The organism is Paenibacillus sp. JT31N17 (assembly GCF_056269255.1).
In genome coordinates, this window is record NZ_JBWDNP010000009.1 from 76929 (window position 1) to 90059 (window position 13131).

Consider the following 13131-nt stretch of genomic DNA (forward strand, 5'->3'; position numbering starts at 1 on the left):
TGCTGCAAGGAGCCGGTTGCCGCCTTTTTTTGAAATAATAGAAGAAGTATAAAATTTAACCTATACTTTGCTTCTATTTCTAATGGAAGAAACTCGCTCTGCCGCCAAAAGGATGGCACAGCCGTTTCTTCTAGTTTCCGCCGTTAAGTAGTCAAGACTCACGGCCCCGGAATGGAGGATTCCAAAACTTTCCGTCGAAAATAAAAGATATACAATGATCTTCTTCTCCGGCTTGAGGATTGAGTGGCCAGGATTGGGATGTTAAATAAGAGGAGATAACAGAATGCGCAATAGCAGAACCTGGTTTTATCGCTCCTTATTGTCATATCTTCCTATATTTTTTGTCATAACCTCGATTTTGTTCCTGCTGTTCTTTCTGGCTTTCAGCCAATACGTCAAGGAGTCCACCAATAAAGCTACACAGGCTTTTAATGTACAAATCGCCCAATCCGTTGAAAACCTCCTGAAGCCCGTTGATAAACTGATCATAAAAGAAATTATGACGAATGATACGATCGGCCAATTTTTTGAAGATGAAAACAGCTCGTATATGATTTATCAAAGCATTCAGGCTCTCAATAATATGATTGCGAGCTACCCCATAATTGATTCCATCTATGTGTACCGCTTATCGGACCAACTGGTTCTGACCAATAATATGTTCACACATGCGGATACGTTCGCAGACCGCGAATTTCTGCTGGGTCAGCTGGAAACCTCCAGCATTGTTTCCTGGACGGGAAAAAGGTCCTACCAGGATCCGAGAACCTTTACCACCAAGGATGTCGTCTCGCTTGTCCGAAGAGTTCCGATCATTTCCGGCCAGCAGGGATTGTTTGTAGTCAACATACGTACAAATTCGATTCGTGATTTTACAATGAATATGTCAAGTCTGAAAATCAATTACGTGGATTTTATCGATGCTCAGGAGCATCTGATTGTCAGTACAGAAGAAGGAAGCGCACAGGATAATCCGCGTAATAAAGTTTCGCTCACTCATTCCCCTTATTTGGGATGGAATATACAAAGCGGTTTGAAGCAAAGCCACGCCTTTGAGTTTTTCTCTTCATTTCCGTATATTTGGGTAACCTTGGGGTTCTTATCCATAGCGGCCGGATCAGTATTTATCGTGTATGTAACCAGAAGGAACTATAAACCGATTGAATCGATTGTCGGGCATATCAATGAAATATTCGTCAATAAGAGCAGCGAGCTTTTATCCAGAAACAATGATGATGAAATGCGGTTCATATCTACGGCCATCGACAAGCTGCTGGAGCAGTCAGTCAAGCTGCAGAGCAGGGTTGAAGAGGATCAAGTCAGCATGCGGCGGCATTTTTTTAATGAGCTTCTTGACGGAACCAGACAGATTGGTGCTGAAGAATGGAAATTGGGGATGGAGCGGCTGGGACTAAATTATGAGTTCAAACGGGCGAAGGTCGCCGTGATGGAGATCGACAAGTATGCCGATTTCTGCAGCTCTTATTCTGAACGCGACCAGTATTTGCTTAAATTTGTCATAAGCAGTGTCCTTACCGAGCTTGCAGAGGAGCGGAGAATCAGGGCATGGACCCAATATATCGGCAGCTCCCGTCTCGGAATTGTATTTCTCCTGGAGCATGCCGGTGAGAATGACCAGCAAATCGAAGAAGAAAGTATCGAGGCGGCCTGCACTGCCTTTATTCATTGGGTGACCGGTCATTTGAAATTTACCGTTACAATCGGAATGGGAGGGACTTCAGATCTGGTCGATGATATTCCCCTCCTTTACGAGGATGCGGTGGAGGCACTGAAATATAAAGCTGTTCTGGGCAGTTCCCGCGTTATTCTCAGCCAGGAGATGCCTTCCAGACGCAGAACGGATATGTTTCAGTCCATTCAGTTGATCAGGACCGTGTCTCTTTCCTTCAAGCTGGGCGAACCGGAATGGGAAGCCCGTTACGAGGAGCTGTTTCACACGATCCAGATCAGCATGATCTCTCGTGACGATGTGACGAATATCCTGCACAACCTTATTTATAATTTAGATCGTGAGGTAATGGGATTGTCCGAATCCATCTGCGATTACTGGAGAAAGGACAGCCTGCCTGAGCTGAACAAGCTGCTCGATAATCTCGATACGCTGGAAGAATTTCAAGCCAGCGCCAGGCTGGTATTGAACATGAGCTTTCAGGAAATCGGAAAGCTCAGGGAGCACAGAAGCACGCACCAAATCATCCACAAAGTCAAGCAGTACGTCAAAGATAATTATGCAAATCCTGATCTTTCGCTCAACCAGCTGAGCGATGAATTTAATCTGAGCACCCGGTATTTGAGCCGTCTGTTCAAAGATGAGTTCGGCGAAAAATTTGTGGATTATCTTGTCAGGGTTCGCCTCGAGAAGGCCAAAGAATTGCTCCGGGAAACCAAAGATCCCGTTCATGAGGTGGCCTTGAAGGTTGGATATATCCATGCCTTTTCCTTCATCCGGATGTTTAAGAACAACGAGGGCATCACGCCCGGGGATTACCGGAAATAAAGAAAAGGGCTGCTCCAACAGGGGACAGCCCGTTAAAAATGATGCGATTATGATGGCTATTTTCTCGGAATGGGCAGCTCCCACTGCTGAGCCCAATCGCTCTTCTCCCATTCCTCCAGATTCAACAGTCCCAGTCCTCTGCCATAGCCGGGTTCATCGGTCAGCGTATTGACCATGTAAGCCAGCCATTTTCCATCCGGGCTCACGTTGGAGTTGTTCATACGCCATGGCGGGTGCTCGAACATGCGTGTCATCCTCACCCGGCGCCCCGTTCCGTCAAGCTTCATTTTCCAGAGATCGATGGGAGGGAAGGAGTTCTCGAAATCCCGTGAGCTTTCCAGACAGATATGCTCGTTATCCGGGAAGATTCCTTCGCACTCATTGTGGGTCAACGCTTCGTCTATATAGGTCCGCACTTCCCCCGTTGCTATGTTGATACCCTTTACCTTGGCGTTCCAGTCCTCGGGTGAAGTGGAAGCGTTATTATAATACTCGGCCATTATCACCTCCGTATCGTTATGGCGGAAATCCTGCGGCTCGGGCCGGCCTCCGCTGTCGGTTCGGTGGATGATCTTATCAAGGCCAAGCTCAGGGCCGTTCGGCCCATATTCGATCTCGGTTACATGAACCTCGAAGTCCAGCGGCGATTTGAGCCGGGGATCATGATTGCCATTCATTGAGTATGTGATTTTGTTGGACAAGGCGGAGACGCCGCAGCCTTCATACATGGCTCTCCCGAGTGCTTTTGGCGGAGACGATGCGTCCTTATCCATAATCCAGAGCTCCGATTCCACATGTCTGCTGATGCTGCGGTTTTTAAATTTCTTCGGTCCGATCAGCAGGTAATCTCCGTTGGGCAGGAAGAGAACACGCAGAAAGGAGTGATGCTCTCCCAGGTCCCTGGTGAGGTTGCGGACTTCCCTTGTTTCGAAATCAATCTCGCATATGTCCCCGTAATTGCTTCCGACGAAAGCTATTCTTTTGCCGTCCGGAGACCAGTAGGGCCGTTCACCGTAATCGAGCAGCTTCTCGTGAAATCTCGGCGGATCATCCAGTACATGAGTACCCGCATAGGGCTTGTGATCCTTGGTTGTGATATGAATGTTCGGATATTTTTTTTTGAACTCCTCGGGGCTTAGCGTATCTTTCACTGCTTCCCACCTCACTAATCGGATTATTTGACCGTGCTGTACCAATCATTTGCTTCTTTCGTAAGCGTCTCTCCGCCGTCCTTGAACCATTGTTCCACGGTCTTGTCGAAGGTGCTGTCGATATCCAGATCGCCGGTAACCGTTTTGATCACGTATTCCTTGACTCTCGTGTCGAGCAGCTCCGTATATTTTCCCTGAGAAGGCAGAACGACCTTCAGCTGGTTCTCGTAATAAGGGAATTCGCGGATGATGTCGCCTGTCAGCTTGTAGCGCTGCTCTGTTTGGGGACCCCAGATCGCCATGAAATCCGGATTGGTCCACGTCATGATGTTGGTGATCCAGTTGACGCCCAGCTTCTTGAATTGCGGGTGGAACAGCTCGTGCTTGGGCCAATCGGTATTCAACAGTTTATTGCCTTTATCGTCGGTTACCCACATCAAGCCCTCGGGACCATAGCCTAGATGCAGATAAGCGTCCGCGTCCGTATGCTGGTATTCCATGATTTTCAGCAGCTTCACAAACTTGTCCTGATCCGTTGCCAGCTGCTTGCCGAATACGAGGACGGAGTTTTGATATCCTTCCCGCTGATATCCGCTTGCTCCGCTTGGCCCTTTGACCGGAGGCATGGTAATGTAGATCGGTCCTGGAGCATTTTCGTCAAAATCGGTGTAGATTTTGGTTGAATACAGTTTGGCTTTATCGTCTTTATTCGCTTCGAACCATTTCTGCCATTCCGATTGATTGGCTACCCAGCGGAAGCTGAGGTGTCCGTCGTTATCCCACTGAACGTCGTCGAAATTCAGATTATCGATGTATCCGAGCTTTCCTTGTGCGAACTTGGTGGCCAGATCCAGAGCATCGCTGCTTCGTCCCTTATCCGTGATAAATTCCGGATCAATTAAGCCCAGCTTATACCATTTGTTGAGCAGCTTCAGCGCTTCTTTGGTTTCGGGCGTGGTCAGACCGAACTGCAGCTTGCCATCCCGTTCCACCCAGTTGAACGGATTGGTATTATAGGCGCCGAATATCGATTGAAACCATTGGTTTCCGGCGAAATCGCTGGGATTGGACATCCCATACGTGTCCATTGCTCCGTTTTGATCCGGGTCGTCGTTGCGGAATTTCACAAAGGCATCTTCAAGCTCCTGAATGGTCTGCGGCACTTTGGTAATTCCGACATTCTTGAGCCAATCCGCCCGGATGCTCGCAGGACGCGGAACTCCGCCGTTGGGATTAAAGCGGGCAAGTCCCATGTTCTTCCCGTCGACATTGGTGATCGAGAGCAGCTGCGGGTCGTACTTCTCTATGACTTTGTAATAGTTCGGCATATTTTCCTTGGTCATCTCAACCGGAATTTCGGCCAACAGACCTTGCTTGCTGTAATCGGATACATCCGGAAGCGCGACTTGAACGATATCCGGTATCGTGCCTGTCGCAAACATCAAATTCAATTGTTCCTTCCGGTTGGATTCGTCAATATTGACGAACTTGAGCTTCACATTAAATTTCTTCTCAAAGTAGCGCTGCCCATACGTTCCTTCGCTGAGCGGGGTAGGCCCCAGCTGAATCGTATATTCATATTGCGGGCTATTTGCAAAATATTCGGGCGTCTCGACCTTCGCCAGATCGGCTTCTATGATTTTGTTGTCGGCCGCTTCGGAGAGCGGATCTGAGGGGTCTTTGGCTTCTGCATCCGGCGCTGCTTCCGCCCCGCTGTCGGTGCTGCCGGAGCCGGTGTTGGAACCCGGGCTGTTGGAGCAGCCGATCAGGGCGGGGAAGATTAAGAACACGACTAACGACAGCATCATCATTGATTTTTTTGTCATTTTCGGCATCGTGATTCCTCCGTTTTGGTGTTGACTGAATTTTTATACCTTGTCGATATTCTTGCTGGGAGCAACAGTGGTGCTTTCGATTTGAAACAGCCGCATTGTCCGCATGGAACGCCTTGTTTATTGTGCTGCAGACCGGCTTTTCCTGAAAGATCCGAAAGGATAAAATCAGTTTAGCCGCGGCTTGTTCCCCTCCTTTTTCAATCTGTACATCTGCTTCAACGCAGCGCTGCGTCTATCCTGCCAAGCATCACCTCCTTCAGTTCATGCGAAAGCGGCGGGACGGTGCGTGTCTACCCTTTGACCGCTCCCATGACAACCCCTTTGACAAAGAAACGCTGGATGAACGGATAAATGCACAAGATCGGAAGCATGGTGATCAATATAGCTGCTGCCCGCATGCTTTCCGGCGAGGGGACATTCTTTTTGTCTATGGAACTCAAGGCGTCGCTCATGAGCAAGGCGCTTTGTTCGATGACAAGCTTACGGATATGAACCTGGATAACCTGAAGGTCCGGGTTCTGGACATAGATCAGGGAATCGAACCAGGAGTTCCAGTGATTAACGCCTACCCACAAGCTAATGGTTGCGATGGCCGGAGCTGCCAGCGGGACGATCAGGCTGAAGAAAATACGTGTATCGCTAGCTCCATCTATCCGGGCTGATTCCTCCAGACTATCCGGAATCGTCATGAAGAAATTTCTCAGAATCAGTATATAGAACGTATTGTACAGAAAGGGGGGCGCCAAGATATAAACCAATGGATTGTTGATCAATCCCAGACTTTTAATAACGAGATAAGTGGGGATAAGCCCTCCGGTAAAGAACATTGTAAATACGAAAAACAGTGTAACGGATTTCTGGAAAGGAATGGCCTTGGAGATGGCGTAACCGGCAAACGACATGAGCAGCACGGACAGGAAGGTTCCGACCACCGTCCTGAAAATTGTATAGAAATAACCGGAGTAGATAAACGATTGCCGCAAGAAACCCTTATACGCTTCAAGAGTGAAGCCTTGCGGCCAGAACCATACGCTGCCGCCTGAACCCGCCATCGCTTCCCGCGAGCTGAGTGACAGGAAGAACAAATACAGGATCGGATATAAGACGGAAAGTGATAAAAAAATAAGCAGCGCATAATTCAGATAATCCAGCACATTCATGCGTTGCCGCTGTCCGGCAGTTGACATGTCATATCCCCCTCACCATAATCCCTTTTGCCCGAAACGTCGAGCCAATCGATTGGCTAACAGAACCAGCACCAGACCGATGACATTCTTGAAGACGCCTACTGCCGCCGAGAAGCTGTAATTCATCTGGACGAGCCCGACCCGGTAGACATACGTATCGAGGATATCGCCCACCTCGTAGACGCGCGGGTTGTACAGGTTGAAGATTTGATCGAAGCCGCTGTTCATGATATAGCCGATATTGAAGATCATCATAATTACGATAACGTTGGCAATGGACGGCAGCGTGATGCTGACCATCTTTCTCAATCTGCCTGCGCCATCCATGGTAGCCGCTTCGTAAAGCTGCTGATCGATGCCTGCAATAGCGGCCAAATAAATAATGGAGCCCCAGCCGCAGCTCTGCCAGATGTCCGACAGAATCAGAATCGGCACAAACCACTTCTCTTCCGCCAGAAAATAAATGGGATTCCCTCCAAAAAGCATGATGATTTTATTGATCAGTCCGCTGGAAGGAGAGAGGAGCTCAACCATGATGCTGCCGATTATGACCCAGGACAGAAAATGCGGCAGGTAAGTGACACTTTGTACGAGCTTCTTGAACTTCTCATGGAAAATTTCATTCAGGGCCAGCGCCAATACAATTCCGGAAGTATACACAAAAAGTAACTTTAATCCGCTGATGACAAGCGTGTTTCTAAGTACCCTGGTAAACTCAGGCGAGCTCCACATCGTCTTGAAATGTTCCATGCCCACCCAGGGACTGCCCAAAATTCCTTTATCAATCGTGAAGTCCTTGAAAGCGATTGTAATTCCGTACATGGGGACGTAATAGAACACGATATACCAGATGATGGCCGGCAGCAAGAACAAATATAAGGTTTTATTCTTAACGCAAGCTTTCCATAATGACGAGGAGTCCGACCGCCCCTTGGACCGGCTCACCCGGTCCGTACTGAGGAGATCCAAATCCATGTCTGCCTTCTCCATACAAGGCTTCCCTCCTTCGCTAGTTGTTCCGTACTTCCATTACGATAAGGAATCTGGATCTATTGTTCAACAAACAAGATTCCCTTGCATGCACCATATGTACAATGACGAACCGCTTTCGTTCATTTCGCATAGGAAACTAAAAATCGGCCTGCAGCAGCAATAATGACTTGATGCACAATTTCGGAAATCCCGCGTTGAGTGGAATCATGTTGATCCGTGTTCCGAAATTGTTTATGTTCATGAATTGACAAAGTAAAGTCGTCTATCATACTGTTGAAATGTTAATTAAATAACATTTATATTAACCATGGAGGCGAGAGGATGACTCAGTTTAAGGCGGTTATGATCGTTGACAAGGAATTTCGTATATCAGAGGTAGATCCGAGAATATACGGATCCTTCATCGAGCATTTGGGAAGAGCGGTTTATGGAGGGATTTACGAACCGGATCACCCGCTGGCCGACGAGTCGGGATTCCGTAGTGATGTCATCGAATTGGTCAGGGAGTTGAATGTCCCTGTCGTACGTTACCCTGGCGGGAATATGGTCTCCGGGTATAATTGGGAGGACGGTGTCGGACCTCAAGAAACCCGTCCCCGCCGGCTTGATCTGGCCTGGAGATCAGTGGAGACGAATCAGGTTGGGACGAATGAGTTTGTCAGCTGGTCAAGGAAAGCAAATGTGGATGTCATGATGGCTGTAAATTTGGGTACACGCGGTATCGATGCCGCCAGAAATTTGCTCGAATACTGCAATCATCCGGGAGGAACCTACTGGAGTGACTTAAGGAAGCAGCATGGCTGCGAGACGCCGCACGGCATTAAGATGTGGTGTCTGGGCAATGAAATGGACGGACCTTGGCAGATCGGTCATAAAACGGCAGAAGAATATGGCCGGCTGGCGGCAGAAACGGCAAAAGTGATGAAAATTGTGGACCCCGGCATCGAGCTGATCGCTTGCGGCAGCTCGAACTCCAAGATGCCTACTTTCCCGGAGTGGGAAGCGACAACACTGGACCATACTTACGAGCATGCGGATTATCTTTCATTGCATCAATATTATGGGAATTACGAGGAGGACTCCGCCAATTTCCTGGCGAAATCGATGAATATGGATGATTTTATCCATACCATTATTTCTACATGCGATTATATAAAAGCCAAAAAAAGAAGCAAAAAAACGATCAATCTCTGCTTTGACGAGTGGAATGTATGGTACCATTCCAAAGAGCAGGATAAAAGCTGGATACGGCGCGAGCCCTGGAAGATTGCGCCTCCTATTCTGGAAGACGAGTACAATCTCGAAGATGCGCTGCTTGTCGGCTGTATTCTGATTACGCTTCTGAAACATTCAGATCGGGTCAAGGTTGCCTGCATGGCACAATTAGTGAATGTCATCGCACCGATTATGACGGAGAACAATGGGAAAGCCTGGAGGCAAACGATATTCTATCCGTATTTGCATGCTTCCGTCTATGGCCGGGGTATCGCGCTAAGACCAATGGTTTCCTCTCCCAAATATGACAGCAAGGAGTTTACGGATGTGCCGTATCTTGAGACCGCCGTCGTCTGGAATGAAGAGAAGGACGAGCTTACGATCTTCGCCGTGAACCGTCATTTGCAAGAAAGACTCCCATTGGAGTGCGATCTTCGCCATTTCGAAGGCTATCGTATAATCGAGCATCTCGTTGTCCGGCATGACGATTTGAAGGCGGTGAACACAGCGAAGGACGAACAGGTAAGTCCGGTGTCTTATACGGGTTCGCGGTTGAGCGACGGCGTCCTGATATCCGAGCTTCCGCATCAATCGTGGAATGTCATCCGTTTGGCTCAATCTAAAGAATAACCCACCCATCACCGTTTCAGTCAGAGTCGATTTATATAATGGAAGGCAGTGAAGATTCGATGCGTTATATAATTGAGGAATGGGGAATGAAATGTTATGAATAATCAGAAGCTCATTGCCCAATTCCAAAGTCTTGCACGAAGCACGAAATGGGAGCTAACCAATAAGATTGATCTGCAGTTCAACAATCACCATTCACAAGGGATGGTTCGGATCGGGGACCTCTTCTATCTGTCCTCGGTAGAACTTATTGAAAAGCCCGCTGGATTTGACAAGCCTCGGCTCGGTTACGACCGCACTCCAGGAAAAGGAATCGGTCATCTGTTTGTCTTTGATATACAGGGGAAGCTTGTCCAGGATATTCTTCTTGGGGAGGGGGATATCTATCACCCGGGCGGTATTGATTTTGATGGCGATAAGATTTGGGTGCCAGTTGCCGAATACCGGCCTGACAGCGAGTCCATAGTTTACAAAGTGGATCCCACGACTCTGAAAGCAGAAGAGTTCTTTCGAGTCCCAGATCATATCGGGGGGATGGTCCGCGATGGCCAAGACGGAAAGCTTACAGGTAACAGCTGGGGTTCGCGCAAGTTCTATAAATGGGACCAAAATGGACAGCTGCTGCTTGTGAAAGAAAATTCGAGTCACTTTGTTGATTATCAAGATGGTCAATATGCAGGCGAAGGGAAAATGATTTTGAGTGGCATCTCTGAGCTGGCCCATTCTTCAAGCGGCAATTCCAAGCCGTACGAGCTGGGCGGATTAGCTCTGATCGATATGAATACGTTGAATACGATTCATGAAGTACCCATCACTGAGTTTTCTCCTCAAGGGCATGTGATTACCCGAAATCCGGTATTCCTTGAGAATGCGGGCCAAGAGCTGCGGCTTTATGCCGTGCCGGATGACGATCGCGGATCTCTGCTGATTTATGAAACATGCCATTTGAATAATAAACGATAATTTTTTGCCATTCAGTAATAGATGCAGAAACAAAACAGCCTCTGCTGTCCACTGGATGGCAAAGGCTGTTTCGGGTTGAAGGCTGGGGATCAAATTAAATATTTCTTGAACCAAGATATTTGGATTGGACGCGATACAAAAGGATTTATTCTGAATATGTTAATGAAGCAGTAACCATAACGGAGGCGAATCATTTGTATAAATCGGCATATAGCATGTCCATTCCTTATAAACCTTTAAACTATCCAGCAAGACAGTATTATCAATACGGAAATATGAGGCAACAGCCGATGTCCTATAAATCGCTGCAAGAAGCTCTTACTCTCATTAAGCAGGCTGTCGCAGGCGAAAGAGAAGACGAATTATTTTATGATTATTTGATTTCAGTGGCGCCGTCCCAGGAAGAAAAGGATATTATTCAAAGTATCCGCAACGATGAACGAAAACATAATCAAATGTTTCGGAGGATTTATCAGGATCTTACGGGTCAAGCAATAATGGCTCCGACCGATATCATGTTCGAGAAACCAAAATCGTACGTAGACGGAATCAGGAAAGCGTTATTTGGAGAGCTTGCGGCAGTTGAACGCTACCGTGATATACGCGCCGGTCTACCGGACCGGTTTTACAGGGATATGGCATTTGAAATATTGACGGATGAACTGAAACATGCAAGCAAGTACAACTATATTTTGAATTTAGATTTGAGCAGGATGATGGGGAAGTAGGATAGTGAGTCTGAATAAACTGGAGATTTACAGCATTTGATGAGACAGCATGCTCCATCTCAGAATAGGGATCGCTCTTGAAAAACACCAAAACGGCGAATAAGGCCAATTTGAATATATGTATAAAGCCCATAATCTGCTGCCAGTAAGGAAGACTACCTTGGCAGCAGATTTTTTACACGTTCGGAACTCAGCCCCACCGGTCAAAAGGCCCTATTCACGGCGCAGGGGAAAATAGGTATTATTGAACGACAGGGAAGTTCAGTTCATCACAATCGGGCTTATGTTATTTCTTTATGTGGTTATTGGGATCTGAATCTATCAGGAGGCACACAAACATGCATATACTCAAACCGAAAGATGGAGACTTCAACCCGCACTGGGGCAATTACATCCACGGAGTGCCGGAAGGCGACCTGGCGCAGCTGCTCAAAGACCAAGAGCAGGACCTTGAATCATTATACAGCTCCATCACTGAAGAGCAAAGTTTGTACCGATACGACGAGGGGAAATGGAGCCTTAAAGAGGTGCTTGGCCACATTAACGACACTGAACGGATTATGAGTTATCGGCTTCTCTGTGTCGCCAGGGGAGACCAGACGCCTCTGCCGCGCCATCAGGACTTGTTCGTGAACGGCACGAGCTTCGACCGCCGTCCTCACACCGAGCTGATCGCCGATTTTCAAGCCGTGCGGGCAGCTACCCTATCACTGGTACAGGGATTGAACGAGGAAGAATTACGCCGTGCCGGGGTGATCAACAATACCACAACCACAGCCGCTGCAATCGTATACTTCATTATCGGACATGCTCTTCATCACCTGAATGTCGTTCGTAAAAAGTACATACCGAACCTATATAATTCAACGATAACCCGCATGGAATAACCTACTTATGATTTAGGTTCTGCATTGTGTCAGTCCGCGGGATGATGCATTGCTGCGGTGCTCAGGTGTTGATGGCCATGACCAGAAGATTTTGGAGAGGGTGCTTAAAAATTATATCAGGATCTGTCGACTTTGCTGTATGCTGTTCGTCGTCTTATATAGAGGCAATAATAAAACCAGTCGAATCGACCAGGGAACCTTGCTGCTGAAAGTGTGGAGGCGCTCGTTAATTGTACTAGAATGATTGAATGCCAAAATCCCCATGTAAAGGAGAATTAAAATGAAATACCTGTGCTTGGGTTACTTCGATCGAGAGAAAATGGATTCCCGCCCCAAGGAGGAGATCGATGCTGTCATGCGCGAATGCGGGTCCCATCTCGAGGAACTCTACAAGAGCGGCCAAGTGATCATCGATGCAGGCCTCGCCCATGAGACCAAAGTCTTGCGACGTGAAAAGGGGAAAGTGAAGGTTACCGACGGTCCTTTTATCGAAACCAAGGAGATGATTGGCAGCGCGTTTCTCATTGAAGCAAGTGACATGGAGGATGCCATCCGGATTGCTTCGCTGCATCCAGCCACGCAAGTAGGTGCGGGCGAGCAATTCGGCTGGCGCATTGAGGTCCGCCCTATCCACTATTTCGAGAAGCGGGAAGGGAAGAAATAAGTAGTTTCCGCGAACCAGCAGCTGCAGCTGGAAGACACTCTCGTTCAGGCTCCAAGCGAGCGGCGGCGGGTGCCGGATCTGCAGAGTAGACTTCCGCACGACAGGATACGGATACCAAAAAAAAGAGACTCCAGGTCTCTTTTTTTTAATTTTATTGGAAAAGCGAAAGCGCAACCATAATTGGTTATTTTCGTCTAATTGAAAGGGAATAGCTTCATGCCACTCCTCATCAAGAGCTGAAGGCGTCCCGATTTTGAGGAAAATGTAAAAAACACAAAGTCAGCTTGTCTTGTATTCCGAGTCAGGGTTCCTATAAAGGGTTAAATCTTTCGTTTAAAAATCAATGAACATTTTTCTCAA

At 47.7% G+C, this 13131-nt stretch carries 10 protein-coding genes; 6 read left to right on the forward strand and 4 right to left on the reverse strand.

Translation table 11 applies throughout. The features are described 5' to 3' along the window. Positions 1 to 283: 283 nt before the first annotated feature. Entirely contained in the window at positions 284 to 2518 is a 2235-nt protein-coding gene (locus AC0YOB_RS24665; RefSeq protein WP_475795014.1) for a helix-turn-helix domain-containing protein, read from the forward strand. A gap of 56 nt (positions 2519 to 2574) precedes the next feature. Here the strand turns inward: AC0YOB_RS24665 and AC0YOB_RS24670 are convergent, their stop codons facing one another. The 4 genes from AC0YOB_RS24670 to AC0YOB_RS24685 all read right to left on the reverse strand — a co-directional run bounded on the left by AC0YOB_RS24670 (position 2575) and on the right by AC0YOB_RS24685 (position 7681). Continuing rightward, the gene (locus AC0YOB_RS24670) at positions 2575 to 3669 is read right to left on the reverse strand and encodes a hypothetical protein (RefSeq protein ID WP_475795015.1); all 1095 of its coding nucleotides are present in this window, start codon (positions 3667 to 3669) and stop codon (positions 2575 to 2577) included. 23 nt (positions 3670 to 3692) lie between these two features. Next, positions 3693 to 5504: an extracellular solute-binding protein gene (locus AC0YOB_RS24675; protein WP_475795016.1), complete on the reverse strand. Its 1812-nt coding sequence runs from the start codon at positions 5502 to 5504 to the stop codon at positions 3693 to 3695. Positions 5505 to 5794: 290 nt separating this feature from the next. Beyond that, positions 5795 to 6691, reverse strand: a complete 897-nt coding sequence (locus tag AC0YOB_RS24680; RefSeq protein WP_475795017.1) for a carbohydrate ABC transporter permease — start codon at positions 6689 to 6691, stop codon at positions 5795 to 5797. Between the two features lie 12 nt (positions 6692 to 6703). Beyond that, on the reverse strand, positions 6704 to 7681 hold the full coding sequence (locus AC0YOB_RS24685) for an ABC transporter permease (RefSeq protein ID WP_475795018.1): 978 nt from the start codon (positions 7679 to 7681) through the stop codon (positions 6704 to 6706). Between the two features lie 324 nt (positions 7682 to 8005). Here AC0YOB_RS24685 and arfA point away from each other — a divergent pair, with 324 nt between their 5' ends. From arfA to AC0YOB_RS24710, 5 genes are all read left to right on the forward strand, one after another. Continuing rightward, on the forward strand, positions 8006 to 9529 hold the full coding sequence (gene arfA / locus AC0YOB_RS24690) for an arabinosylfuranosidase ArfA (RefSeq protein ID WP_475795019.1): 1524 nt from the start codon (positions 8006 to 8008) through the stop codon (positions 9527 to 9529). A gap of 96 nt (positions 9530 to 9625) precedes the next feature. Beyond that, positions 9626 to 10492 (forward strand): DUF6454 family protein, encoded by an 867-nt coding sequence (locus AC0YOB_RS24695; RefSeq protein WP_475795020.1) that lies wholly within the window; start codon positions 9626 to 9628, stop codon positions 10490 to 10492. Positions 10493 to 10707: 215 nt separating this feature from the next. Then, a complete protein-coding gene (locus AC0YOB_RS24700) occupies positions 10708 to 11220 on the forward strand; it encodes a ferritin-like domain-containing protein (RefSeq protein WP_475795021.1) in 513 nt (170 codons plus the stop codon). A 338-nt stretch (positions 11221 to 11558) separates the two neighbouring features. Continuing rightward, the gene (locus AC0YOB_RS24705) at positions 11559 to 12107 is read left to right on the forward strand and encodes a DinB family protein (RefSeq protein ID WP_475795022.1); all 549 of its coding nucleotides are present in this window, start codon (positions 11559 to 11561) and stop codon (positions 12105 to 12107) included. A gap of 280 nt (positions 12108 to 12387) precedes the next feature. Next, the gene (locus tag AC0YOB_RS24710; protein ID WP_475795023.1) at positions 12388 to 12771 is read left to right on the forward strand and encodes a YciI family protein; all 384 of its coding nucleotides are present in this window, start codon (positions 12388 to 12390) and stop codon (positions 12769 to 12771) included. The last annotated feature ends 360 nt before the right edge of the window (positions 12772 to 13131 follow it).

Bases quoted from the DNA above. Each gene is read 5' to 3' on its own strand.
- AC0YOB_RS24675 (WP_475795016.1), bottom strand. From the start codon at position 5,504: ATGCCGAAAATGACAAAAAAATCAATGATGATGCTGTCGTTAGTCGTG.
- AC0YOB_RS24705 (WP_475795022.1), top strand. From the start codon at position 11,559: ATGCATATACTCAAACCGAAAGATGGAGACTTCAACCCGCACTGGGGC.
- arfA (WP_475795019.1), top strand. From the start codon at position 8,006: ATGACTCAGTTTAAGGCGGTTATGATCGTTGACAAGGAATTTCGTATA.
- AC0YOB_RS24700 (WP_475795021.1), top strand. From the start codon at position 10,708: ATGTCCATTCCTTATAAACCTTTAAACTATCCAGCAAGACAGTATTAT.
- AC0YOB_RS24695 (WP_475795020.1), top strand. From the start codon at position 9,626: ATGAATAATCAGAAGCTCATTGCCCAATTCCAAAGTCTTGCACGAAGC.
- AC0YOB_RS24685 (WP_475795018.1), bottom strand. From the start codon at position 7,681: ATGGAGAAGGCAGACATGGATTTGGATCTCCTCAGTACGGACCGGGTG.
- AC0YOB_RS24680 (WP_475795017.1), bottom strand. From the start codon at position 6,691: ATGTCAACTGCCGGACAGCGGCAACGCATGAATGTGCTGGATTATCTG.
- AC0YOB_RS24710 (WP_475795023.1), top strand. From the start codon at position 12,388: ATGAAATACCTGTGCTTGGGTTACTTCGATCGAGAGAAAATGGATTCC.
- AC0YOB_RS24665 (WP_475795014.1), top strand. From the start codon at position 284: ATGCGCAATAGCAGAACCTGGTTTTATCGCTCCTTATTGTCATATCTT.